We start from the raw sequence: 24,481 nt of genomic DNA on the forward strand, positions 1-24,481 counted from the left end.
CTGGTGGGGTCAGACGCCTTGCTTGAGCGAGGCTTCGATGAAGGCATCCAGATCGCCGTCCAGCACCTTCTGGGTGTTGGAGATTTCGACGTTGGTGCGCAGGTCCTTGATGCGGCTCTGGTCCAGCACATACGAGCGGATCTGGTGGCCCCAGCCCACATCGGTCTTGCTGTCTTCGAGCTTTTGTTGTTCTTCCTGGCGCTTGCGCATCTCGTGGTCATACAGGCGCGAGCGCAGGCGCTTCCAGGCCACGTCACGGTTGCTGTGCTGGCTGCGGCCGTCTTGGCACTGCACCACGATGCCGGTGGGGATGTGGGTCAGGCGCACGGCCGAATCGGTCTTGTTGATGTGCTGACCGCCTGCGCCGCTGGCGCGGAAGGTGTCGGTGCGCACATCGGCCGGATTGATGTCGATCTCGATCGAGTCATCGATTTCGGGGTACACAAAGACGCTGGCAAAGCTGGTGTGGCGGCCGCCCGACGAGTCGAACGGGCTCTTGCGCACCAGTCGGTGCACACCGGTTTCGGTGCGCAGCAGGCCAAAGGCATATTCGCCCTCGATCTTGATGGTGGCGCTCTTGATGCCGGCCACGTCGCCCGGGGTTTCGTCTTCGACGGTGGCCTTGAAGCCCTTGCGCTCAGCGTACTTCAGGTACTGGCGCAGCAGCATGCTGGCCCAGTCGCAGGCTTCGGTACCGCCGGCACCGGCCTGCAGGTCGAGGAAGCAGGGGCTGGGGTCGGCCGGCTGATTGAACATGCGGCGGAACTCGAGCTGCTCGATGCTCTGGGTCAGTTGGGCGCACTCGGCCTCGATGGTCTCCAGGCCGGCCTCATCGCCTTCTTCCTTGCTCATGTCGTAGAGCTCGGTGTTGTCGGCCAGTTCGCTGCTCAGGCGGTCCAGCACCAGGACGACGTCGTCCAGGGCCTTTTTCTCTTTGCCCAGTTCCTGGGCCTTCTTGGGGTCGTTCCAGACGTTGGGGTCTTCCAGCGAGGCGGTTACCGTGCGCAGGCGTTCAGCTTTGGCAGGGTAGTCAAAGATACCTCCGTAACTCTTCGGTGCGCTGGCTCAGGTCTGCCAGGGTGGTGCCGATGAGGTTGACGCGTTCTGCTTCCATGATTTTTATCCTGTGAGTGTTCGGGGGCATGCCGAGGGGGCGCCGGGCGCCAATGGCTGGGCATGCAAACCCTGCATTTTCTCACGGGTCGTGACAGGACTCCTGGCGGGGCGGTTTCCGGCCCAAATAAAAAAGGACCGCCGAAGCGGTCCTGGAGGCAGGCAGAGGCAGAGGCAGGGGCCGGCGCCCCGCAGCTCAGTGGATCACCATGAGGGTGAAGGGCGGCACATAGGCTTGCAGCGTCACGAACAGGCCCACCAGGCAGGCCAGGGCCACCGAGTGGAAGAACACGTAGCGCAGGATGTCGCCTTCGTGGTCGAACCAGCGGGTGGCCGTCGAGGCCACGACGATCGACTGGGCGTCGATCATCTTGCCCATCACGCCGCCCGAGCTGTTGGCCGCACCCATCAGGTTGGGCGACAGGCCCAACTGGTCGGCAGCCACCTTCTGCATGCCGCCGAACAGCACGTTGGCCGCGGTGTCGGAGCCGGTCAGGGCCACGCCCAGCCATCCCATCAGGGTGCCGAAGAAGGGGTAGAACACGCCGGTGGCGGCAAAGGCCAGGCCCAGGGTGGTGTCCACGCCCGAGTAGCGGGTCAGCGTGCCCAGGGCCAGCATCAGCACGATGGTCAGCAAGGAGTAACGCACCAGCCAGATGGTTTTGCCATAGGACTTCACCAGCGCGGGCAGGCCATAGCCCATCACCAGGCCGCCGATCAGGGCCGACAGCAGAATGCCGCTGCCGGTGGCCGAGAGCAGGTTGAACACGTACTCGGCGCTTTCGGCCGTGGGCTTGGGCACCACGGGGGGCATTTTCTCGATCAGCTTGTGCAGGCCGTCAATGGCGAACTTGGGTGAGAAGAGACCGTTCAGATAGGTCTTGGTCACCGGCAGGCCCCAGGCGAACACAAAGGCGGTCAGGATGACCCAGGGTGTCCAGGCCTTGACCACGGCCGAGGTGGGGTGCTTGATCGGTGCCACGGGCTTCTGGGCCTGGCCACCGGTGGTCTCATGACCCTTGAGCGAGACCGAGGTCCAGATCTGGGCCGGCTTCCAGAACTTCAGGAAGGTGACCAGGGCGGCCATCGAGCAGATGGCCGCAATCACGTCGACCAGTTCGGGGCCCATGTAGTTCGACACCAGGAACTGCGGGATGGCGAAGCTCAGGCCGGTCACCAGCAGGGCGGGCCAGATCTGCTTCATGCCTTTCCAGCCGGCAAAGGCCCAGATCAGCCAGAACGGCACCAGCAGCGAGAAGAAGGGCAACTGGCGGCCGATCATGGCCGACACGGCGGCCAGATCGTAGTCGTGCACCTTGGCCAAGGTGATCACCGGGGTGCCCAGGGCGCCGTAGGCCACCGGGGCGGTGTTGGCGATCAGGCTCAGGCCCGAGGCTGCCAGCGGCGAGAAGCCCAGGCCGATCAGGATGGCCGCGGTCACGGCCACCGGGGTGCCGAAGCCGGCCGCACCTTCAAAGAAGGCCCCGAAGGCAAAGGCGATCAGCAGCAGTTGCAGGCGTCGGTCTTCGGTGATGCCGGCAATCGAATCCTGCAGCACCTTGAAGCTGCCGTTTTGTTCGGTCAACTGATGCAGGAAGATGATGTTCAGCACGATCCAGCCAATCGGCAGCAAGCCGGTCAGCCCGCCCAGAAAGGCCGCTTTGCCAGCCATCTCGGCCGGCATGCCGAAGGCGAACACCGCGATTGCCAAGGCGCTGAGCAGGCCCAGGCCGGCTGCGATGTGGGCTTTCAGGTGCAGAAAGCCGAGACCGACCAACATCACCACGACCGGCACGGCGGCCAGCAAGGTGGACAGGACCATGTTGCCTGTCGGGTTGTAAACCTGTTGCCAAACCATTTTTGTCTCCTGTTGTTGATGGGGCGGCGCCACTTTATCGAGGTCAACCGCTTTGTGGCTGTCGAGAAGCTGTCACAAGGTCTCAGATCTGATGAAAAAATTTCAACCGAATGTTGCAAAAATTTTTTAAGGCCTTTTCGGGTGGTTTTTGCTGGAAATAAAGAAATTTGACGTGATTTTGTCAACCGGTGATTACCTGGGGGTGGGTCTTGAAGAAGGCCACCGAACCGACCAGGGCTGTGGCTTGCTGCTGCAGGCTCTGGGCGGCCGCGGCCCCTTGTTCGACCAGGGCTGCGTTCTGTTGCGTGGTCTGGTCCAGTTGCTGCACGGCCTGGCCGATCTGGGCCACACCCAGGCTTTGTTCTTTGCTGGCGGCACTGATCTGGGCCACCAGCCGGGTCACGTCGGCGATCGCGCTGACCACCTCGGTCATGGTCGAGCCGGCCAGCCCGGCCACCTGGGCGCCTTGCTCCACTTGTTCATGGCTGGTCTGGATGAGTTGCTTGATCTCGCGGGCTGCCGCTGCGCTGCGTTGGGCCAGCACCCGCACCTCACCCGCCACCACAGCAAACCCACGGCCCTGTTCCCCAGCCCGAGCAGCCTCGACGGCGGCATTGAGCGCCAGGATGTTGGTCTGAAAGGCAATGCCATCGATGACCCCGGTGATGTCGGCAATCCGGTGGGCGCTTTGCTGCATCTGAAGGACCGAGTTCACCACCGACTGCACGGCCCCGCCAGCCCGCTGCGCCGTATTGGAGGCCTGGTGTGCCACAGCATCGGCGCGCAGTGCGTTGTCTGCGTTGTGCTCCACCGTGGCGGCCATTTCCTCCATCGAGGCCGATGTCTGCTCCAGTGCTGAGGCCTGCTGCTCGGTGCGCAGGCTGAGGTCGTTGTTGCCGGCCGCGATCTCGGCGCTGGCATGGGCCACCCCCTCGGCCCCTGAGCGCACGGTGCTGACCACCTGGGACAGGCGCGCCTGCATGTCGGACATGGCCTGCAGCAGTTCTGCCACCTCATCCCGGCCTGTGGCCCTCAGCGCAAGGCTCAGGTCGCCATCGGCCACGGCGCGGGTGACTTTCACGGCATGGCCCAGCGGGCGTGTGACCGAGCGGCTGAACCACAGCGCACCCACCGCGCTGAGCAGGCACACCAGCCCCATCACCGACAGGCTGATCCAGGTGCTGGCCCGGGCGTGGCTGGCCGCGGCCTCGCCGGATGCTTCGCTGGCGCGCCTGATCAGGGCGGTGGCCTGGTCCAGCAGGCGGGCCGGTTCCCGGTCGATGCCTGTGACCGCCTTGTCGCCGGCAGCGGGGTTGAACTGGGCCTGCTCAAATGCCTGCAGCCCTTGGCGATAGGCCTGCCCCATGTTCTGGTGGGTCTGGCTGAACTGCTCCAGCAGGGCGCGCGCGTCAGCTTGGTCGACCTGGGCGGCCAGTGCGCGCGCGCTTTGCTGAACCAGGGCTTCCTGCTTCTGGAAGGCCCCCCAATAGCGTTCGCGTTGTGCGGGGTCCTGGCCTCGCAGCAGCACGTTCTTCCATTCCTGGATCTGAACCTTGAACTCACTGAGGAGCTGGACCGCACCAATGGCGTTGTCGTGGTCTCTTTGCACCACCTCCCGGTACACACCGATGGACTGGTTCAGCTGAACCAGTCCGAACAGGGCGGCTGCCAGCAGGGCGGCCAGGGCACTGGCAAAGGCCAGTGGCAGTTTGATGCTCAGGCGCATGGTGCGGTTCTCCTCAAGCTCTGGCGAGAACCGACTTGCCACCATCCCACGCTGTCTCAAATGCCCGCGCCAGCGAGCTTCATTGTGCAGAAATTAATGAGAAATGGTGCGATCTGTGATGATTCATCCCAGAAAATCCGCCACCAGTGCTGCCAGGGCTTCGGGTTGGTCGTGGTGCAGCATGTGCCCCGCGTCTTCGATGCGGGCCACGCGGCAGTCGGGGACCCGTTGCAGGCGCTGGTGGTATTCATCCAGGGTGTACTGGCCTTTCCACCATTGACCCAGGCTGTCGTCAGAGGCTTCAACCGCCAGCAGCGGAGCACTGATGCGCGCATAAAGCTCCAGGGCTTCATCGACCCGGTACAGCTGCGCGCTGGTGACTTTGTGGGCCGCTTCACCCAGGATCTGCCACTGCGGCTGTCCGTCGGCGCCAGTCACTTCGTGGGCCCAGTGCTGGGCCAGCCACTGGGCCTTGTCGGGGCCCAGGCGGGGGTTGGTCTTCATCAGGCGCTGCGCGACGCCGTCCAGGCCGTCGTAACCCTTCAGGGCCATGGCCCCCGAGTGAACTTTCTTGAGTTCGTCCATCCAGCGGGCATAGCGCCCAGGTGCCTGAGCCGGGCGGGTGGCGGGCATGCCGAAGCCCTCCAGGTTGACCAGGCGGCGGATGCGCTCCGGACGCGCGCCTGCGTACATCATGGCCACGTTGCCGCCCATGCTGTGGCCCACCAGGTCGACGGCCTGTGTGCCGGTGTAGTGGTCAAGCAGAAAGTCGAGGTCGCCCAGGTAATCGGGAAAACTGTAGTGGTCGCAGACCGCCCCGGTGGTCAGGCCAAAGCCGCGCCAGTCGGGTGCGATCACATACCGGTCGGTGGGCAGGGCGTCGATCACGAACTGGTAGGAGGCCGCCACATCCATCCAGCCGTGCACCATCACCAGAGGGGTCTGGCCGGCCTGCGGCTCGCCCCAGACGCGCACATGGTATTGAAGGCCCCGGATGGGCACGAATTCGCTGCGGGAGAGTCGTTTGGGCTGGTACATCGCGCGGATCATACGGAACGCGCCAAACGGGCGTCAGTCAACTCCAGGACAAGGTCGTGGCACGGGCCAGCAGAAAATTCTGCCCGCCCGTACACTCTTTGCCGCCGTTGTTCGCCAGGGCTGCCGTTCTTTGGGTGGACCCATGGCATGCGCCCTCAGCGGCCCAGATTTTCATCAGACAGACCCATCGGAGTTTTCATGAACAAAGTCCAGCTTGGACAAAGCGATCTGCACGTCACGCCCATCTGCCTGGGCACCATGACCTTTGGCGAGCAGGTCGACGAGGCCACCTCTCATGCCATCCTGGACCGCTCATTGGCGGCAGGCGTCAATTTTCTGGACACCGCAGAGATGTATGCGGTGCCCGCCCGTGCCGAGACCTGCGGCGCCACTGAAACCATCATCGGCCACTGGTTCGCCAAGAACCCCGGTGCTCGCCAGCAGGTGGTGCTGGCCACCAAGGTGGCAGGCCCTTCGCGCGGCATGCCCTGGATCCGAGAGGGCGCGGGCATGACAGCGGCTGACATCGCGGCTTCGTGCGACGCGAGCCTGCGCCGACTGCAGACCGAGGTGATCGACCTCTACCAGATCCACTGGCCCGAGCGTCATGTGCCCGCCTTCGGTGCGATGTATTACGACCCCAGCAAGGAGCGCTCGGTCACCTCGATCCATGAACAGCTTGAGGCCCTGGGCCGCCTGGTGAAGGCTGGCAAGGTGCGTTATGTTGGCCTGTCCAACGAGACCCCTTATGGCGTGCACGAGTTCGTGCGTCTGGCCGAACAGCACGGGTTGCCCCGCGTGGCCACCGTGCAGAACCCGTACTGCCTGATCAACCGCAGCTACGAGAACGCCCTGGACGAAAGCTGCCATCGACTGAACGTGTCGCTGCTGGCCTACTCGCCGCTGGGCTTCGGGCTGCTCACCGGCAAATACGACGCCAGTGGTATCGAAGGTCCTGAGGCCCCGAAGGATGGGCGCATCGCCCGTTATGAGTCGATGCGCAAGCAGCGCTGGGGCCGCCCCGAGGCGTTGGAGGCCGCCCGACGCTACAACGCGCTGGCGCGCGAGCACGGCCTCACCCCCACCCAGTTGGCCCTGGCGTTCTGCTACACCAAGTGGCAGGTGGCCAGCACCATCATCGGTGTGACCTCGGTTGCCCAGCTCGATGAAGACCTGGCGGCCTGGGGCACCACGCTGTCGCCCGAGCTGTTGGCGGCGATCGACGCCATCCGCTGGGAGCAGCGCGACCCCGCCATCTGATCAGCCCGGCGGGCAGGGCTCAGGCGGCTACCGAGGTCAGCGCCCCGGTCCGCCAAGGCGCACCAGGTTCGCCCAGGTCCCAGAACAAGCCGGCCATCAGGGCCAGGCCCTCGCGTGCCACCGAGCCCAGCAGATGCTCGTTCGGGGCGTGCTGTGCGCAGGCCGGGTAGGAATGCGGCACCCACAAGGTGGGCAAGCCCAGACCGTCCGAGAAGATGTCGTTGGGCAAGGAGCCGGCCAGGTTGGGCAGCAGGCTGGCTGGCTTGCCCGTGCTGGCCTGCATCGAAGCCAGGGCCCAGTCGATCCAGGGGTTGTCCAGGGCGAGGCGGGTGGCGGCACAGCGCATGCCCATGTCCAGCCGCACGTCGGTGAAGCCGTGCGCATCCAGGTGCTCACGCAGGTGCTGCTCCGCGTTTTGCCAGTCGGTGCCTACGACAAAGCGCAGCTGGCAGTGCGCCACGGCCGAGGCCGGGATGGCGTTGATCGGCCGCACGGCCGAGCCGGCGCCCAGGCCCAGCACCTCCAGCGTGTTCCAGCCGACCAGGCGCTCGGCCGGCGTCAGGCCCGGCTCACCCCAGCCAGGGCTGAGTTCGGGGTCATCGGTGCCACCGCCCACCGGCAGGTCAAGCAGGGCCTGGCGCAGGCGTTCAGGCGGGGCCGGTGGACGGAGGGCGGCCACGCGCATTTCGCCTTGTGGCCCGATCAGACTGGCCACCGCGTGGCTCACGCGGGTGCCCGGGTTGCTCAACACCCCGCCCCAGTTGCCTGAGTGGTAGGCCCGGGGCCGCGGCTGCACCTGCAGCGAGAAATTGATGGCGCCCCGCGAACCCAGGAACAAGGTGGGGCGCTCGGCATGCACGCGCGGGCCGTCGCTGGCCAGGAACAGGTCGGCGCGCAGGGCCTCACGGTGTTGTTGGCAGAACTCGGCCAGGCCGGGGGAGCCGGCTTCCTCGCCCATCTCCAGCAGCACGGTCAGGTTGTAGCCCAGGCGCTGCTGGCGGGCCTGCAGGGTGTGGGCGAGGGCGCTGAGGTTGATGCTGTGCTGGCCTTTGTTGTCGGCGGTGCCGCGGCCATACCAGCGGTCTCCTTCGACACTCAACTGCCAGGGGTCCAGGCCGTCGCGCCATTGCGGCTTCTGGCCGTTGACCACATCGCCATGGCCATAGGTGAGCACGGTGGGGGCGGCCGGGTCTTCGATGCGGCGGGCCAGCAGGAAGGGGCCCGCACCGGGTACCGGGTTGGGCAGGATCTGCACTTCGAACCCCATCGCCTGCAGCACGGGGCTCATCTCGTCGCTCAGGTAGCCGAGCAGGGCAGCCCGCGAGGCCTCGGTGGCATCGGCCCCCAGATCGCTTTCGGTGCGCCAGGCGACCCGGCGCGCCAGGGTGGCGGCCAGGGCGCCGCTGTCGAGTTCGTGGCGGGCTTGCTGAATCAATTGGTCTCGGGTCATGTCGGGCTTTCGGTGAGGTGGGTGGGCCACCCCGACACCCCGGCGAACACGAGGGTGGGGAGGGTCAGGAGCCGATGTAGCGGTCCTTGCGGTGGTTCATGGTGAGGATCAGGTTCAGCACCACGGCGCCGGCCACTGACAGGGCCACGTTGGGCAGCGGTGCCGTCCACAGGGCCAGCAGCAGGATGGCGCAGTCGATGGCCATCTGGATATGGCCGGCCTTCCAGCCCCGGCTTTCCTGCAGGTAGAACGCCAGGATGCCGACCCCGCCCAGGCTGGCGCGGTGGCGGAACAGCATCAAGAAGCCGACGCCCAGCAGCACGCCGCCGAGCACGCTGGCATAGACCGGGTCGAGCTGCGCAAAGCTGATCCAGTGCGGGGTCCATTCGGCCAGCAGCGACAGCAGGGCCACCGCCACGATCGTCTTGAGCACAAAGGCGCGCTCCATGCGGCGCCAGGCCAGCACGTAAAAGGGCAGGTTCAGCACGAAGAACACCTTGCCGAAGCTGATGCCACTGGCGTAATGCACGATGAAAGCCAGCCCGGCCATGCCCCCGGTGAGCAGGTGGTCGTGCCCATAGATGGCCACGCCCAGGGCGATCAGCAGGGTGGCTGAGAACAGCGCGAAGGCGTCTTCCGTGAGGCTGTGGGGGGCCACACCGCTGACGGGTGAACTCGGCGCGGGCGCTGCGGCTGGGGGAGATTCGGGGGCTCCCGGTTGCGGCATTGGCGCGGCGATCGGCGCCACTGTCTGGGCAGGTTCTGGTGTGTTCATGGCGAGGATTGTCCGAAAAGTCGTGCACGGCCTGCAGCAAGAGCGGGGCCAGGCCGTGGAAAGCCGGGTAGCAGACCACAGGGCGGTGCCCGAAGGCGTGATCCGGATCAGACTTTGTCGGAAATGCAGGGTTCGGCCTGTCGAGCCGCGCCGCTGCCAGAGGGGTGTGCATGCCCGGCATCACTCCAGTGTGAGGTGGGCGCGTGCTGCAGCGGCGCGGAACTGGGTGATCTCTTGCTCCATCAGCCGGGTCATGGTGGCCGGATCCTGGTACACCGGCTCCAGGGCCTGAGCGCGAAACTGCTTTTGCACTTCGGGCAGGGCCATCACCGCGCGCAGCTCGCGGCCCAGGCGCTCCAGCACGGGGGCGGGCGTGCCGGCGGGGGCGGCCATGGCGTACCAGCCCTCGAAGCTGGCGTCGGGCAGGCCCAGTTCGGTCAGCGTGGGCACCTGGGGCAGCGAGCTCACCCGGACGCGGCTGGGGGTGGCCAGCGCACGCAGTTTGCCCGCCTTGATCAGGGGGCCGGCACTGGCCACGGTGTCAAAGGTCGCCTCGACCTCGCCCGACATCAGGGCTGTGCTGACCTGGGCGCTGCCCTTGTAGGGGATGTCTTGCAGCGTGACGCCTGCACTCAAGCCCAGCAGCAGGCCAGCCAGGTGGGGCGCGGTGGCGCTGCCATAGGTGGCGTAACGCACCGAGCCGGGTTGACGCCGAGCAGCATTCAGCAGCTCCGGCAAGGTCTTGAAGGGTGACTGGGCGGGCACCACCACCACCAGTGGGGCCCGGGCCAGCACGGCCACGGCACTCAGGTCCTTGAAGGGGTCGTAGTTCAGTCGGGGCTTCAGGGCCGGGTTCACCGAGAAGGTGGTCGAGCCCGACACCAGCAAGGTGTAGCCGTCGGGGGCGGATCGGGTCACGGCTTCGGTGCCGATCAGGGTCGAGGCCCCGGGCTTGTTGTCGATCACCACCGCCTGCCCCAGGCGCGGTGCCAGGGCCTGCCCGAGGGCGCGGCCCACGATGTCGGTGCCGCCACCGGGTGGAAAAGGCACCACGATGCGCACCGACCGGTTGGGCCAGGGCTCGGCGGTGGCCAGGGCGGTCTGGCTCAGACTGGCGCATCCGGCCAGGGCCAGAAGGGAAAGGGCACAGCGGCGTTGCATGGCATTCCTTTTTTGCCGCGGCAGAGGCTGCGGCGCTCAACAGAGGGGGGGATGAAGACTTGCTGGGCTCCATTAGAAGCCGAGTGAGGGTTTGTCAGGGCATGAAAAATGCTTGCTCTCATTAGAGAATTCACAAAGCAACGTTGCCTTGATCAGAACGTTGAATGCCAAAGGACCCGCCGTGAAACTGCCCTTGTTCAGCCTGCCCTTGCGCTACTTTGTGGTGGTGGCCCGCACCCGCAGCGTGAGCGAGGCCGCGCGCCAGCTCCATGTCGCGGCTTCAGCGGTCAGCCGCCAGGTCAGCCTGCTGGAAGACGCGTTGGGCCTGGCCTTGTTCGAGCGCGCTCACCGGGGCATGACGCCCACCCCCGCTGGGGAACGCCTGTTGGCCCATCTGTCGTCGGCCACCGAAGAAGGTCAGTTCGTGCTGGAGCAGTTGGGCGGCTTGGCCGGTCGGGTGCGGGTGCGCCTGGCTTGTACCGAAGGTTTCGCCGCGGGTTTCGTGGCTGGCGCATTGCAGTCGTTTCGACAGGCCCACCCAGGGGCCCAGTTGGCGTTGCAGGTGGTGGCTCCTGATCAGGTCAATCAGTTGCTGCGCCAGGGCGAGGTGGACCTGGGGCTCAAGTACAGCCTCAGCCCCGAGAAGGAGGTGGAGGTGCTGCACACCGTGCTGGCCCCGGTGCTGGCCGTGATGCGCCCCGCTCATCCGTTGGCGGCCAAGCCCCGTGTGCGGCTGGCCGAAGCGGTGCGTTACCCGCTGCTGCTGGGTGAACCGGGCACCACCAGCCGTCGCCTGTTCGACCAGGGCTGCGCCCTGCAGGGGCTGCAATATGCACCGGCCTTGGTGAGCAACTTCTCGCCCGCCCTGATGTCGATGATGGGTGAGCTGGATGTGTTGCCCGCGGGCTACCTGACGGTGTCGCACGCGGTGGAGCAAGGCCAGCTCAAGGCCGTGCCATTTGCCGAGCCCGGCCTGCAGCAACGGCGGCTGTGCCTGTTGGCACAAAGCGGGCGGCCTTTGCTGCCCCCGGTGCAGGCCCTGGCTGACCTGCTGGTGGCCGGAGTGGGGCAGTTCGGCAAGCGCAAGGTGCGCGCCAGGGCACCGCGCCGCGCGCCGGTGGCCAAGGCGTAACATCTCAACCCTGTTGTTTGCCGGGCCGATGGGCCCGGGACTGTCCATGGCCAAGAAAGAACACGTCTCCGAAACACCCGCCACCCAGTGGCTCAAGGCCCACCGGGTGGCCTACACCGAACACCCATACGAGTACCTGGAGCACGGCGGCGCCCTGCACAGCGCCGAGGTGCTGGGGCAGGACCCCTACACCGTGGTCAAGACCTTGATCATGCAAGACCAGGATGCCAAGCCCCTGGTGGTGCTGATGCATGGCAACCGCAAGGTGTCGACCAAAAACCTGGCGCGCCAGATCGGGGCCAAGTCGGTGGAGCCCTGCGCACCCGAGGTGGCCAACCGGCACAGCGGCTACCTGGTCGGGGGTACCTCGCCCTTCGGAACGCGCAAGCAAATGCCGGTCTACATTGAGGAAACCATCCTGGGCTTGCCCCGCATCTGCATCAACGGCGGGCGTCGCGGGTTTCTGGTCGGCATCGACCCTCAGGTGTGCGTGGCTCAACTGGGTGCCCGGCCGGTGCAGTGCGCGCTGGCAGAATGAGCGCCTTGGACCTGAAACGGGCGCATCTGCGGCCGGCTCAGGGCTTTTTGCAGATAGCACAGAGGTAGAACAAGTTGGAGATTCTTTACACACTGGCGGCCACGCTGTTGGCCTACCTGCTCGGCTCGCTGTCGTTTGCCGTCATCGTGAGCCACGTGATGGGCCTGAATGACCCGCGCACCTACGGCAGCAAGAACCCCGGCGCCACCAATGTGCTGCGTTCGGGCAGCAAGGCTGCAGCCATCGTCACCCTGTTGCTGGATGCCTTGAAGGGCTGGCTGCCCGTGGTGTTGGTGCGCTGGTACGGCCCCCGCTGGGGCCTGGACGACGGGACGGTCGCGTTGGTGGGGCTGGCAGCCTTTCTGGGCCATCTGTACCCGGTGTTCTTCCGCTTTCAGGGGGGCAAGGGCGTGGCCACGGCGCTGGGGGTGTTGTTCGGCGTTGATGCCGTGCTGGGCCTGGCGGCCGGGGCGATCTGGTTGCTGATGGCGGTGCTGTTCCGCTATTCGTCACTGTCGTCACTGACGGCGGCCGTGGCGGCCCCGCTGGTCTATGTGCTGGCCAGTGGCACGGCCTGGTATGCCGAGACGCCCGAGTTGCTGGCCCTGGTGGCCATGGCCGCTTTCCTGGTGTATCGGCATCGCGAGAACATCCAGCGCCTGCTGGCAGGCACTGAGTCACGTCTGGGGCAGAAGAAGAAATCCTGAGGCCCAGGGCCTGGTGCCTGGAACCCGTCAGCCGCAGCCTGTCAGTAGCTGCGTGGCTGTTGCGAGCGGGCCACCGAGATCATGACCGCGTGGTTGATCATGAGTTTGACGGCATCGGAGGGCACGGCGGCCTGGATGCGTTGCTCGCCCAGGGCAATGTTGCGCAGACGAGGGTGCGGATAGGGCTCGCCCCGCGGGTCGATCAGGCTGGCTACCAGGGGTTGGTTGAGTTGCGCGGTGCGCCTCAGCACCACGGCCAGGTCCTGGTTGTCAAGCCTCACGTAGGTGCCTGGCGGGCACAGGCCCACATGCCGTACCAAGGCCTGGGCCACGTCGTCATGGCGCCCCTGACTGGCACTGATGACCGCGCGCAGCGAGTCGGTCACGCTGCGACCCGGACGCGAGCGCCGCGGGCTGATCATGGCCGCATAGCGGTCGGTCACCTGCAGGATGTGGGTCAGGCGCAGCATCGGGTCGGGCGCGCTGCCGGGCAGCGTCATGGGCAGGTTCTCGTGGTGCGAGGCCACGATGGCCAGCCAGAGTTCATCCTTGATGCCCACGCGGGCCAGCAGCATGCAGCTTTTGACCGAGTGGGCGTCGATGTTGGTCTGCTGCTCGACCGAGGGGCGCGTGGTCTGTTCGGCCAGTTCGTCCTGCAGCGCCGTCATCGAGATGTTCATCGTCAAGGCGGCGGCCACCAGACTGTCGCGTTGCCCTGCGGGCAGTTGCAACTCGAGGGCGATGATGTGGCAAAGCGCCGCGCACACCAGGGAGTGGGTGGTGCTGTAGCCTGCGATCGAGGTGCCCGCCATCTGGAACAGCAGGTATAGCGCGGTGTCGGCATCCTGCTCGAGCAGTTCCTGCATCCAGCGGTCGTGCTGTCGAAGTTTTTGATGAAAGCCTTCAACGTTGTCGGGCACGGCCAGCAGCATGCCCAGCCCGGACTCCAGGTCGCTCCATTGGCTCAGCAGGTCCTCATAGCTTTCGCTCGGACCCTCCTGGGCCAAGTGCATGGGCAGGGTGTCGCCGCTCACAGCCGCTTTTCCAGCACCATCTGGTCACTGACCCGGTGCATCTGGAACCGATTCAGGAAGCTGTTGCCCAGCAGTACCACCGGCATGGCCATGGGGGTGACAACCGCCTCCACATCAAATACTTCAACATCGCCGACGCGCACGCTTTGAAGCTGGATGCGCCAACCCTGCGCCGTGCCGTTGGCCGTCTGCATCTGTACTGGCTGTCCACCGAGAAAGGCCAGCCCCATGCGTTCGGCGTCCGCGCGGCCGATGGACACCACCGTGGCCCCTGTGTCGACCACGAACTGCATGATCTGGCCGTTGATGGCGCCTTGGCTTTTGAAATGTCCGGCACTGTCCGAGGTCAGGGTGATCCGCTTGCCATTGGCCGGGCGCGCCGCCGCGCTGCCGGGCTTGAGCTGCACCGGCGACTCGCCCAGGCGCAGGGTGAAGCGCTGGCCGTCCTGCTCCAGCACGGCGCTGTCCTTGTCAAGGGACACCAGCCGCACGCCCTGAAAGGTCTCGCCCAGGGCCACGGCCTTGGGGGCGGAGGCCCCCACCAGCAACAAAGCTTTTCCACCGAGGATGCCGGACAGGACCACCTGGCCTGTCGCCGGCAGGCACAGGCCCAAAGCCAGCCCCGCCAGGGCCAGGCCGACAAGTCGGGGCCTCAGTGAGGGGGGCGGCATGAACCGGTGGGGCATGCGCAGAGGATCAGTCGCGGAAGTTGTTGAAGTCGACCGGGATGTCGGTGATGTCTTTGCGGATCAAGGCCATGGCGGTCTGCAGGTCGTCGCGCTTGGCGCCGGTGACACGCACGGCATCGCCCTGGATGGCGGCCTGAACCTTGAGCTTGCTGTCCTTGATCAGCTTCTGGATCTTCTTGGCAGCCTCGGATTCGATGCCATTGCGCACTTTGACCACCTGCTTGACCTTGTCGCCGCCGATCTTCTGGACCGCGCCCTTGTCGAGGAAGCGCACGTCCACATTGCGCTTGGTCAGCTTGTTGCGCAGGATGTCTTCGACCTGGTCGAGCTGGAACTCGGCGTCGCCGAACAGGGTGATTTCCTTGTCCTTGAGTTCGATGGCGGCGGAGGTGCCCTTGAAATCGAAGCGGGTGCTGATTTCCTTGGCCGCGTTTTCAACGGCATTTTTGACTTCCACCAGATTGGCTTCGCAGACGGTATCGAATGAGGGCATGACGGGATGAACCAGGGCAAATGAGACAATATCGCCGATGTTAGTCGAGAAAAATGTCCCGCTCCAGCCTTACAACACCTTCGGGATCGTGGCCCGTGCCCAGACCCTGGTGCGCGTGCGCGCTCCGGCGGATCTGGTGGAGCTGATGGCCGACCCCGAACTGGGCCCAGCCCCCAAATGGGTGCTGGGTGGGGGCAGCAACATCGTGCTCACGGGCGATGTGCGCGATGTGGTGCTGAAGATGGAGATCAAGGGCCTGCGCGTGCTGGACGAAACGCCCCGCGCCTGGATCGTCGAGGCGGGCGCTGGCGAGGCCTGGCATGACACCGTGGCCTGGACCCTGGACCAGAACCTGCCCGGCCTGGAGAACATGGCCCTGATCCCGGGCACCGTGGGCGCCTCGCCGGTGCAGAACATCGGCGCCTATGGCGTTGAATTGCAGGACCGCTTTGAATCACTCGATGCGTTTGATCTGCTGACCGGGCAGACCTTCAGCCTCGATGCTGCCCAATGCGCCTTCGGCTACCGCGATTCGGTGTTCAAGCACCGGGCGCCCACGTCGCCGCAGGATGCCTCGCTGCCCCTGGGGCTGGGCCTGGCCGGCCGGGCCGTGATCACCCGGGTGCGCCTGCGCCTGCCCAAGCCTTGGAAACCCGAGTTGGGCTATCTGGATCTGGAGCGACGCCGAGTCCAGGCCGGCATTGAACAGCCCGAGGCGCGGCAGATCTTCGACTGGGTGTGCGACATCCGCCGCAGCAAATTGCCCGACCCGGCTGAGGTGGGCAATGCCGGCAGCTTTTTCAAGAACCCCTCGGTCACCCCCGAACAATGTGCCGACATCATTGCCCGCGAGCCCCGCATCGTGCATTACCCCATGGCCGATGGCAGCATCAAGCTGGCGGCGGGCTGGCTGATCGACGCCTGCGGTTGGAAGGGCAAGTCGGTGGGCAAGGCGGGGGTTTATGACAAGCAGGCCCTGGTGCTGGTGAACCGCGGCCAAGGTGCCGACAGCGTGACCGGCGGCGAGGTGATGACGCTGGCACGCGCCATCCAGACCAGTGTCTATGAACGCTTCGGCATCCGGCTGGAGCCCGAGCCCGTGGTGATCTGAACCCCGGGGCCCGGGCCGGTGGGGCCGGTTCAGGCCACCATCTTCTTGAGCGAGGCGATCACGGCCGGGCCGTTGAAGGGCTTGACGATCCAGCCCTTGATGCCGGCGGCTTTGCCGCGCTCTTTCATGGCGGGTGAGTTTTCGGTGGTCAGCATGATGATGTTGACGTTGCTGTTCTTCAGCTCGCTGCGCACTTTTTCGGCCATGGTCAGGCCGTCCATGTTGGGCATGTTGACGTCGCAGATCACCAGTTTGAGGGCTGGATCGGACTTGATCTTGCCGAGGCCGTCTCGGCCGTCGATGGCAAATGCCACATTGAGACCATTGGATTTCAGAAAGTCACCGACCTCATTGCGAACGGTGCTGGAGTCGTCAACGACGAGAATTTGTGCCATGGGTTGTTCCTTCTTGGGTCAAAACAATTCGAGTTCGCCGGTCGACATCAGGTTTTCCACCGAGGCCTGGTTCTCCATGAAGTCCTCGGGGCGCCAACTCAGGTTGAAGATGAAGCGCTGGTAGATCACGATCGGCGTCATGTCCGGTTGGGCCGGGTTCGTCAAGGTGCACCGGAAGCACAGCTGGGGGTCGGTCGAGCCAAACGAGATGTAGCGGTGCAGGTGGTTGATGATGATGGGCACCTGGGCCAGCAGCGGGCCGGACGATTCGAGTCGCCCATATCGGTTCTTGAAAGCACCCCAGATCAGGTTGGTGATTTCGCCCAGCAGCCCGTTGAGGTTTCGGAAATCATCGCCATCCGTGGCTGAAATGTGGGTGTGCTCTGCTTTGACAAGCTGTTGCAGGTTGGCCTCGATGGCCTGCAGGCTCATGTAGCCGCGGCACCAGGGGCTTTCGATCGGGATCAAGGTGAAGATTTCGCCGTAAAGCAGGCGGTCGCGCACGATGTACGGCGTGTCGATGTGCAGTTCCAGGCCCTGGAACTGGCTGCGCAAGGCCGTTTGCGTGATCTCGGTGATGCCGCGCACCAGGGCGTTGGGGTAGTACTGGCAGAAGATGCTGTCCTGGATCACCGGCTCGAGGCGGGCGATGCTGCCCATGGTGTAGCCCGCCATGAACGCGCTGCGATCGGCCAGGGCCAGGTCGTCCAGGCCCTCAAGTTGCTCGCGGCGCAGAAAGATCGGCAGTTCAGGGCGCAGCTGGTGCACCTGGCGACCGAGTTCGATACCGGCCTGGGCATCGTCGCCGATGCGTTCGGCGATCAGGATGGCGCCCAAATCGACGTTGGATCGGAGCACGGCCAACAGGTTGCCGCGGTTGACCCGCAGGGGAGACAGGCTGTGGCTGGTGCAAAAATCCTTGATGGCGTGTTGGCAGTCGGGGTCGCTGTCGAGGACCAGCACTTTGCTGATCACGGTGGCGGCTTCGGTCATGGACGGTTCCTGTTGAAACATTGAAGTGCAGGTGTCAGAACATTTCGAGTTCGCCGGTGCCTTGCTCGGCCAAGTCGGGGAGCTGGAAGTCGAAGTCGAGGTCTTCCGATTCGCTCACGCAGAGGGTCAGAAAAAGGGGCGGGCTGTCGGTCACACTGAGCCGGAAGTGCTGCAGATGTCCGTACTTGAGGATGCCCAGATGGGTCGTGCAGCGGCTGTCGATGATGTTGGGGGTGGACATGCCCACCCAGGGGAAGATCGAGCCCAGATCGCGGTTGACGCCGCCGCAGCACAGGTTGCCTGCTTCGCAGATGGCATCCAGAAATGATTGCTCCGACATCTCTTCGACCTTTTGCCGGCTGAGCCGGGCAAAGTGGTGACGCATGGCATCGTTGTGGCTGAAGTGCAGCACGATCAACATGCGAAACGTCAGTGAGGCAATGCTCAGCATGGCCGCGTGCGATTCGGGTGGCTGCTGCAACCCTGGCACGGCGACCAGGTCCGTCACCTCGTCAGGCGAAGGCGCCAAGGCGGCCCTCAGACCCTGCATCACCATTCTGTCGAAGCCCGCTTTGGCTCGGCTGCTGATCATGCGGTGGCGTCCTGTTCTCTGACAAGATTCAGGATCTTTCGGTTTTGCAGTTCCAGCCCGGTGACGGCACCCACGATCATCTTGCCGCCGGCCTGCATGTCCTGGAAGGTGGTGGTGGTGATCAAGTCGTTCTCGTACAGGCTGCTGCGGAAATCCTGGGCCAGCTTTTCGGCGCGCACCGACAGTGAGCGCATCTCGTCGGCCACGACCGCAAAGCCGCGACCCATGGTGCCGGCGCGCGCTGCTTCGATCGAGGCGTTGAGCGCCACGATCACCAACTGGCGCACGATGGAGGCGAATTCGTCGTTCTTGTTGTGCATGGCCCGGTTGTGGCCGAGCAGGAAGTCCATGCTGGCGTGCCAGCGTTCGTAGGTTTTGCCCACGTTGCGCAGCTCGGTGATGGAGCGGTCCAGCGTGCCGCACTGGTTGGCGATCTGGGTCTGAGACTGGCTGGCCTGCGCTTGGCTGTGCGTCAGGCGCAGCTGTTGTTCGCCGATCAGTGCCTGCTGGCGGGTGTCCCATTGCCGTTGCGCATCGTGCAGGCGCTGCTCCAGGGCTTCGATCTGCTCTTGCAGATCGTCGATCCTGGCCTGGGCGCGCTGCTTGCTGTCTTCCATCAGCTGTCGCGGAACCATGGTCTGCAGGGTGGCGTTCAGCCTGTGAACACGCCAGCCCAGCAGCAGGCTCAGCACGATGGCGCCCAACAGCAGGGTCATCATCAGTGTGGTCGTCATCTCGCGTACCTTTTCTTGCTCAAGCGGTTTGCGGTCGTTGTTGCGTCATGGCGTACACACCCAGTGAAGCGGGGAGGTGGATCCGGGTCTCGAAGGGCACGTATTCGCGCTGGGTCGCCTCGGACAAAAGGTGCAACTCGATGCGACCACCAGCTGATTCGACAAATATCTTCACGGCGTCCATGCCGACGCCTCGCCCCGACACCTCGGTGACTGCGCTGGCCGTGGAGAAGCCGGGGGCGAAGATCAACTGGGCCAGATCCTGGGCTTCGGGGTGTTGGCTGGCATCGAGCAGGCCTTGTTCGATGGCCTTGGCCCGAATGCGCTGCAGGGCCAGGCCTTTGCCATCGTCGCTCAGCACCAGGTGCAGACCTTGGGCGTCCAATTGCAGGTTGATCCGGATGGTGCCGGCTACCGGCTTGTCGGCGGCGATGCGGTCCAGGATGGGCTCAATGCCATGATCCAGGGCGTTGCGCAGCAGGTGCATGAACACATTGCGCAACAAGGGGCCGGCCTCCGGCCGCAGCAGCACGCCGTGATCGGCCAGGGCCAGCTTGGGCGCCTCCTTGCCCAGTTCGAGGGCCAGCGAGGGCAGCGATTCAAACACGCTGGACAGTGTTTCCTGCAGCGATTTACTGCCCAGGGTGGCCAGGCGGCTCTTGATGTCTTGGATGGCCTGTGCAGCGGCGCTCAGGTCGCTGGTGTCCACGCCCTCCAACATCTGCAGCGTGTGCTGTATTTCGGCCTGCGAGACGGTGTGGCTGGTCTCATTGGCGGTATTTAGGCCGCGGCTGAGCTTGTCGGCATTCAGGGTGGCGTATTCCTCCAGCGTGTTGCAGGCCTGGGCCAGTTCACTCAGATAGCGCTCGTTGTCCCATTCCAGGCCTTCCTGCTGGCGCAGGTCGTCATAGCTTTGTTCGGCCTGGTGCAGCACGTCGGTCAGGGTGTTCAGACCGTAGGTGCGCGCGTTGCCCTTGACGGTGTGCATGTTGCGGAACAGAAGCCCCAGTTGCTGGCGCCGCGTCGCGTCGTCCTGGCTGGCGGCGGTTTCGAGGGCTTGCTGGTTCTGGTCGAGGAACTGGCGTGCACTGGCCAGGAAGCCATTGAAGCGATCTTGTGGCACCGACAGAATTTCCCCGATCATGGCCAGCTCGCGTTTCTGGGCATCGGCCGCCTTGGCCAGGGATTTGAGTTCGGTCACATCACGCACGCACAGCAGCAGGCGCTCGGTGCTGTCTTGCTCGTTGGTGATCGGCGACCAGATCAGGTCCAGGATCTTGACGCGGCCATCGGGCAGGGCCTTTTCGACCTCGCGGGGCAGCAGGTGGGCATTGAAGTCGAAATTCATGCGGTCTTCGCCGATGCAGGCGGCTACGGCAGCTTCGACCTGCGAACGGGCATCGGCACCCAGGTTCACGCCGGCAAAGATCACCTCGAAGAAGTCGCGCCCGGCGATGTCTTCTGTCTCCAGCACGGTGCTCAGGAAGTCAGAAAACTCGGGGTGGATGGTGTTGCCGTTTTCGATCGTCAGAATGCCCTGGGGCACGTTGTGCAGCATGGCGTGGATGTCGGCAGTCTTCTGGCGCACCAGAGCGCTGCTTTCCTCGATCTTTTCGATCATGGTGTTGAATGCGGCGATCGAGCGCCCAACCTCATCCTGTCGGGTGACGGGCAGGCGGTGCGTGTAGTCCTGGCTGGTCGCGATCTCGGTCATCTTCAATTCCATGTCCTTGATCGGGTGGACCACCTGGCGGTACAGAATGCGGCCGATGGCCACCAACAGCAGCACGGCCAGCACGGTGGCGATGGTCAGCGTGGTGGTGGTGCTGGTGAGGTGGCTGTTCATGCTCTCGATGGCCGCATCTTTGCTGCGGCGCTTTTCGATCTGCAGGGTGTCGAGCAGGGCACCTTGTTCGCGCAGGTACTGGTCGACCGTGGCACCCATGTTGGCCTCTGCCATGTCCTTCATGCCCTTGAGCTTGAAGTTGGCGGTGTCGTCGATGGCGCTGAAGTAGTTCTTCAGGCTTTCTGCGGCCTCTTTGACCAGCCCTTTCTGGGCGGTGCTGTCGGCCATATCGAGTTGGTGGTCCAGCGCCTTTTGCAGGATCTCCTTCTTCTGGGCCAGCTCGTCGCGGGTGCGGGCCACGGTCTGCTCATCGGGGGCGGCCACCATGCTCATGGCGGCCATCTGCACATCCTTGAGTTGGCCCTGCAACTCCACCGAGTGCATGGCGCTGGGCACCACGCCCTCGGTCACGCTGCGTACCTCGGAGGCACTGCCATGGGACTGGAGGACGGCAAAGGCGCCGATCGAACTCAGTGCCAGAAAGGTCAGGGTGATCAGCAACACAATGCGTTGACGTATGTTCATGGCAGTGTCCTTCGCGAGAGTCGATCCACCGAACGCCAGATGCCGGCTTGTGGCCGTGGGGTGTGAACGGTGGTGATGGGTTGGGTGGTTTGCCGTGTCGCCTGTAAGCTGGTTGCGTGAGCAGACTGGACAGGTGCCGGGCTTGGGTTTTGATCTTCCCGGGATGCCATGACCCCCCGATGGCGAAACCGTGACGCCTGTGTGAAACGGCGCCATGCATGGCCTGGTGATGGTCGTTCGGGTGATTTTTATGATCAACGGATGTTGGTTTTACGTTGAAATGACAAAGAGTGATTCGAGGCGCCAACGTCCACCCAGTGGGCTGCGCACGAAAAAAAAGCCAGTCGGCTGCAGGCCGCTGGCTTTTGGGGGGATGCCGCTCGAAGGCAGCATCAAAGGGGGGGGCTCAGTCCTGCTTGCGCGGCAGCGAGGGCAGGGGCGAGTTGCCGCCCAACGACAGGAGGCCGGCATTGGTGTAGATGCCCAGCTTGTCGCGGGTGTCGACGATGTCGAGGTTGCGCATGGTCAGCTGGCCGATGCGGTCGGCTGGTGAGAAGGGGGCGTCTTCAACCTTTTCCATCGACAGGCGCTCGGGCGCGTAGGTCAGGTTGGGGCTTTCGGTGTTCAGCAGCGAGTAGTCGTTGCCACGGCGCAGCTCCAGCGTGACGGTGCCGGTGACGGCGCGGGCCACCCAGCGCTGGGCGGATTCGCGCAGCATGATGGCTTGCGGGTCGAACCAGCGGCCCTGGTACAGCAGGCGACCCAGCTTCAGGCCGTTGAGGCGGTACTGCTCGATGGTGTCTTCGTTGTGGATGCCGGTGACCAGGCGTTCGTAGGCGATGTGCAGGAGGGCCAGGCCGGGGGCCTCGTAGATGCCTCGGCTCTTGGCTTCGATGATGCGGTTCTCGATCTGGTCACTCATGCCCAGGCCGTGACGGCCACCGATGCGGTTGGCTTCCAGGATCAGTTCGACGGGGTCATTGAACTGGATGCCATTGAGAGCCACGGGCTGGCCTTCTTCGAAGGTCACGCTGACTTCTTCGCGCTTCACCTCGACATCGTCGCGCCAGAAGGCCACACCCATGATGGGGTTGACGATGCGGATGCCGCTGTTGAGGTTTTCCAGGTCCTTGGCTTCGTGGGTGGCACCCAGCATGTTGGAGTCGGTCGAGTAGGCCTTTTCAGCCGACATCTTGTAGCCGAAGCCTTCGGCGGTCATGAAGGCGGACATCTCGGCGCGGCCACCGAGTTCGTCGATGAACTTCTGGTCCAGCCAGGGCTTGTAGATCTTCAGGGCCGGATTGGTCAGCAGGCCGTAGCGGTAGAAGCGCTCGATGTCGTTGCCCTTGAAGGTGCTGCCGTCGCCCCAGATGTTGACGTCGTCTTCCTTCATGGCGGCCACCAGCATGGTGCCGGTCACGGCGCGGCCCAGCGGGGTGGTGTTGAAGTAGGTCACACCCGCGGTGGAGATGTGGAAGGCGCCGGCCTGCAGGGCGGCAATGCCTTCGTGGGCCAGTTGGGTGCGGCAGTCGACCAGGCGAGCCTGCTCAGCGCCATAGAGCTTGGCCTTGCGCGGGATCTCTTCGTAGTCGGGCTCGTCGGGTTGGCCCAGGTTGGCCGTATAGGCATAGGGCAGGGCGCCCTTTTTCTTCATCCACAACAGCGCGGCACTGGTGTCCAGGCCGCCGGAGAAGGCGATACCGACTTTTTGCCCCAGGGGCAGGTCTTGCAGAATGGTGGCCATGTTCGGTCCTAGTGGGTGGATCAGCCGAAATGGCAGATGTAGTGGTAAGCCTCGGTCACGCGGATCTCGAACGAGGAGTTGCCGGGGACCTTGAACGATTCGCCCGCGCCTGCCTTGACCCATTCCGTGCTGCCAGCCAGCTTGTATTCGCACGAGCCGCCCACGCCTTCCATGATTTCCGGGGCGCCGGTGTTGAAGGTCAGCGTGGCGGGCAGGATCACGCCGACGCTTTTCTTGGTGCCGTCGGCCAGGGCGAAGCCGTGGCTCACGCACTTGCCGTCAAAGTAGACGTTGGCTTTCGTGGTCAAGGCCACGTTCTGGATGGTTTCAGTGGTCATGGAGGTGAATCCGTTGGAGGTGAGGCCACAAGCCGACCTGCAGGCGTTGCGCAAGAAGTCGAATTCGGGCAAACCTCGATTTTAGGCCACGCCGCGGGCCTGTGCCCGGGCGCGCAGACTCACTGCCGTACCCATCGCGCATCGCGCATCAGTGGGCCGGGTAGGGTTGGGGCGTGTTGTTGTAGACCGGCGCCGTCACGGGCTGCGGGCCCGAGGCCGGGTAGCCGGGGTGGCTGACACGGCCATTGATGACCGGGCTCACCTGCACGGGCAGGTACTGGCCAGGGTCGTTGGGCATCTGGACCGTGTACTGGCGACCAGCGTATTCGTAGGTCACGTTGTAAGCCACGGTCCGGTTTTCATAGACCGTCTGGGTGCTGCAGTTCTGGACGTTGCGCACCTGGGGCTGGCTGGGGGCCTCAATCGAATTGCCAAGCAAGGCCCCCCCGAGCACACCGATCACCGTGGCCACGGCCTTGCCGCTGCCGCCGCCCACGGCATTGCCCACGGCACCGCCGGCCACGGCGCCCATGGCCGCACCGGCCCCTGAGGTGGTGCCGGGGGTGGCGACTTGCTGGTTGGTGCAGACCTGCTGGGGCACCGCCACCTGCTGAATGATGGGGGTGGTGGAGACCACTCGGGCCATTTCCTGGGCCGACGCTGCGCCGGCCAACAGAGTGGTGCTCAAGAGGGCCAGGCCGAAGACAAAGGGCTTGTTCATGGAAAACCTCAGTTCAAGTGTTGTTTGCTGAACGCTTGTGGGCGCTTCAGGGTTGACCCGCAGTCTAGAGAGCGGGTTCCTGAGGTGTGTCGGCGCGGCTGTAAATGGATGTAACAGGACGTGAGGCCCGACTCAGCGGCTACGCTGCGTCCAGGCTTCGGCCTTGAAGCCCACCGTGAAGCGAGGTTGGGCCTGGGGGCCCCAGTCAACGACGGGGCGCTTGATCACGCTGGGTTGCTGCAGCATGAGGGCGCGGGCGCCGGCATCGTCCTGGACCGTGGCTTGCAAGGCCGGTTCCAGCTTGCGCCAGGTGGTGCCTTGGCGGTTCACCAGCTTGTCCCAGCCCAGGGCCGGTAGCCAGGCGTCCAGCTCGGCCTCGGGCACGCCTTGTTTCTTGAAGTCATGAAAGTCGAATGCCAGCCCTTGCTCGGTGAGCCATTGGCGGGCTTTCTTGACGGTGTCGCAGTTGGGGATGCCGTAGACGGTGATCTTGGGGTGATTCATGGGC

General features: G+C 64.7%; 24 protein-coding genes. 5 read left to right on the forward strand and 19 right to left on the reverse strand.

What is annotated here, in order from left to right; all coding sequences use genetic code 11:
- Positions 1–9: 9 nt before the first annotated feature.
- The 4 genes from prfB to AC3WUT_RS10210 form a co-directional block, all read right to left on the reverse strand.
- Positions 10–1,114, reverse strand: a protein-coding gene (gene prfB / locus AC3WUT_RS10195; RefSeq protein ID WP_492346962.1) for a peptide chain release factor 2 whose coding sequence is annotated in 2 segments (ribosomal slippage) — positions 10–1,032 and positions 1,034–1,114 — 1,104 coding nt in all. Because the reading frame shifts where the segments join, the coding sequence is not laid out codon by codon here.
- Between the two features lie 195 nt (positions 1,115–1,309).
- Positions 1,310–2,971, reverse strand: a complete 1,662-nt coding sequence (locus tag AC3WUT_RS10200) for an L-lactate permease (protein WP_492346963.1) — start codon at positions 2,969–2,971, stop codon at positions 1,310–1,312.
- 181 nt (positions 2,972–3,152) lie between these two features.
- On the reverse strand, positions 3,153–4,697 hold the full coding sequence (locus AC3WUT_RS10205) for a methyl-accepting chemotaxis protein (RefSeq protein ID WP_492346964.1): 1,545 nt from the start codon (positions 4,695–4,697) through the stop codon (positions 3,153–3,155).
- A 123-nt stretch (positions 4,698–4,820) separates the two neighbouring features.
- Complete coding sequence (locus AC3WUT_RS10210; protein ID WP_492346965.1) at positions 4,821–5,735, reverse strand: alpha/beta fold hydrolase; 915 nt, start codon at positions 5,733–5,735, stop codon at positions 4,821–4,823.
- Between the two features lie 198 nt (positions 5,736–5,933).
- Here AC3WUT_RS10210 and AC3WUT_RS10215 point away from each other — a divergent pair, with 198 nt between their 5' ends.
- Positions 5,934–6,995, forward strand: coding sequence for an aldo/keto reductase (locus AC3WUT_RS10215; RefSeq protein WP_492346966.1), 1,062 nt, complete (start codon positions 5,934–5,936; stop codon positions 6,993–6,995).
- A gap of 19 nt (positions 6,996–7,014) precedes the next feature.
- Here AC3WUT_RS10215 and AC3WUT_RS10220 read toward each other — a convergent pair whose 3' ends face one another.
- The 3 genes from AC3WUT_RS10220 to AC3WUT_RS10230 form a co-directional block, all read right to left on the reverse strand.
- Positions 7,015–8,445 (reverse strand): M20 family metallopeptidase, encoded by a 1,431-nt coding sequence (locus tag AC3WUT_RS10220; RefSeq protein WP_492346967.1) that lies wholly within the window; start codon positions 8,443–8,445, stop codon positions 7,015–7,017.
- A 64-nt stretch (positions 8,446–8,509) separates the two neighbouring features.
- Positions 8,510–9,220, reverse strand: a complete 711-nt coding sequence (locus tag AC3WUT_RS10225; RefSeq protein ID WP_492346968.1) for a DUF6198 family protein — start codon at positions 9,218–9,220, stop codon at positions 8,510–8,512.
- A gap of 180 nt (positions 9,221–9,400) precedes the next feature.
- Positions 9,401–10,381 carry a Bug family tripartite tricarboxylate transporter substrate binding protein gene (locus AC3WUT_RS10230; protein WP_492346969.1) on the reverse strand — a complete coding sequence of 327 codons (981 nt, stop codon included), beginning with the start codon at positions 10,379–10,381 and terminating at the stop codon, positions 9,401–9,403.
- Positions 10,382–10,562: 181 nt separating this feature from the next.
- On the opposite strand from AC3WUT_RS10230, the gene AC3WUT_RS10235 reads away from it, so the two are divergent.
- The 3 genes from AC3WUT_RS10235 (at position 10,563) to plsY (ending at position 12,758) form a co-directional block, all read left to right on the forward strand.
- Positions 10,563–11,513, forward strand: a complete 951-nt coding sequence (locus AC3WUT_RS10235) for a LysR family transcriptional regulator (RefSeq protein WP_492346970.1) — start codon at positions 10,563–10,565, stop codon at positions 11,511–11,513.
- Positions 11,514–11,559: 46 nt separating this feature from the next.
- Positions 11,560–12,051, forward strand: a complete 492-nt coding sequence (gene ybaK, locus AC3WUT_RS10240) for a Cys-tRNA(Pro) deacylase (RefSeq protein ID WP_019577626.1) — start codon at positions 11,560–11,562, stop codon at positions 12,049–12,051.
- A gap of 74 nt (positions 12,052–12,125) precedes the next feature.
- Positions 12,126–12,758: a glycerol-3-phosphate 1-O-acyltransferase PlsY gene (plsY, locus tag AC3WUT_RS10245; RefSeq protein WP_492346971.1), complete on the forward strand. Its 633-nt coding sequence runs from the start codon at positions 12,126–12,128 to the stop codon at positions 12,756–12,758.
- A 41-nt stretch (positions 12,759–12,799) separates the two neighbouring features.
- Here the strand turns inward: plsY and AC3WUT_RS10250 are convergent, their stop codons facing one another.
- From AC3WUT_RS10250 to AC3WUT_RS10260, 3 genes are read right to left on the reverse strand one after another with little or no spacing between them, the layout of a single operon-like run.
- On the reverse strand, positions 12,800–13,792 hold the full coding sequence (locus AC3WUT_RS10250; protein WP_492346972.1) for an HD-GYP domain-containing protein: 993 nt from the start codon (positions 13,790–13,792) through the stop codon (positions 12,800–12,802).
- On the reverse strand, positions 13,789–14,478 hold the full coding sequence (locus AC3WUT_RS10255; protein ID WP_492346973.1) for a retropepsin-like aspartic protease family protein: 690 nt from the start codon (positions 14,476–14,478) through the stop codon (positions 13,789–13,791). Before AC3WUT_RS10255 ends, AC3WUT_RS10250 begins: the two co-directional genes overlap by 4 nt.
- Positions 14,479–14,488: 10 nt before the next feature.
- The gene (locus tag AC3WUT_RS10260) at positions 14,489–14,974 is read right to left on the reverse strand and encodes a YajQ family cyclic di-GMP-binding protein (protein ID WP_019577630.1); all 486 of its coding nucleotides are present in this window, start codon (positions 14,972–14,974) and stop codon (positions 14,489–14,491) included.
- A gap of 37 nt (positions 14,975–15,011) precedes the next feature.
- On the opposite strand from AC3WUT_RS10260, the gene murB reads away from it, so the two are divergent.
- Positions 15,012–16,085 (forward strand): UDP-N-acetylmuramate dehydrogenase, encoded by a 1,074-nt coding sequence (gene murB / locus AC3WUT_RS10265; RefSeq protein WP_492346974.1) that lies wholly within the window; start codon positions 15,012–15,014, stop codon positions 16,083–16,085.
- Between the two features lie 29 nt (positions 16,086–16,114).
- On the opposite strand, the gene AC3WUT_RS10270 is transcribed toward murB, so the two are convergent.
- The 9 genes from AC3WUT_RS10270 to AC3WUT_RS10310 form a co-directional block, all read right to left on the reverse strand.
- Positions 16,115–16,480, reverse strand: a complete 366-nt coding sequence (locus tag AC3WUT_RS10270; RefSeq protein ID WP_492346975.1) for a response regulator — start codon at positions 16,478–16,480, stop codon at positions 16,115–16,117.
- 18 nt (positions 16,481–16,498) lie between these two features.
- Complete coding sequence (locus AC3WUT_RS10275; RefSeq protein ID WP_492346976.1) at positions 16,499–17,473, reverse strand: chemotaxis protein CheX; 975 nt, start codon at positions 17,471–17,473, stop codon at positions 16,499–16,501.
- 34 nt (positions 17,474–17,507) lie between these two features.
- The gene (locus AC3WUT_RS10280) at positions 17,508–18,065 is read right to left on the reverse strand and encodes a hypothetical protein (protein ID WP_492346977.1); all 558 of its coding nucleotides are present in this window, start codon (positions 18,063–18,065) and stop codon (positions 17,508–17,510) included.
- Positions 18,062–18,799 (reverse strand): methyl-accepting chemotaxis protein, encoded by a 738-nt coding sequence (locus AC3WUT_RS10285; protein ID WP_492346978.1) that lies wholly within the window; start codon positions 18,797–18,799, stop codon positions 18,062–18,064. The genes AC3WUT_RS10280 and AC3WUT_RS10285 overlap by 4 nt, the downstream gene beginning before the upstream one ends.
- Positions 18,800–18,818: 19 nt before the next feature.
- On the reverse strand, positions 18,819–21,170 hold the full coding sequence (locus AC3WUT_RS10290) for an ATP-binding protein (protein WP_492346979.1): 2,352 nt from the start codon (positions 21,168–21,170) through the stop codon (positions 18,819–18,821).
- Positions 21,171–21,576: 406 nt separating this feature from the next.
- The gene (gene argG, locus AC3WUT_RS10295; protein ID WP_492346980.1) at positions 21,577–22,914 is read right to left on the reverse strand and encodes an argininosuccinate synthase; all 1,338 of its coding nucleotides are present in this window, start codon (positions 22,912–22,914) and stop codon (positions 21,577–21,579) included.
- A gap of 20 nt (positions 22,915–22,934) precedes the next feature.
- A complete protein-coding gene (ppnP, locus tag AC3WUT_RS10300) occupies positions 22,935–23,252 on the reverse strand; it encodes a pyrimidine/purine nucleoside phosphorylase (protein WP_492346981.1) in 318 nt (105 codons plus the stop codon).
- Between the two features lie 148 nt (positions 23,253–23,400).
- Positions 23,401–23,973 (reverse strand): glycine zipper 2TM domain-containing protein, encoded by a 573-nt coding sequence (locus tag AC3WUT_RS10305; protein WP_492346982.1) that lies wholly within the window; start codon positions 23,971–23,973, stop codon positions 23,401–23,403.
- Positions 23,974–24,105: 132 nt separating this feature from the next.
- A complete protein-coding gene (locus AC3WUT_RS10310) occupies positions 24,106–24,477 on the reverse strand; it encodes an ArsC family reductase (RefSeq protein ID WP_492346983.1) in 372 nt (123 codons plus the stop codon).
- Between the last annotated feature and the right edge of the window lie 4 nt (positions 24,478–24,481).

The organism is Curvibacter sp. EU05-FHT14A10, from assembly GCF_058791075.1.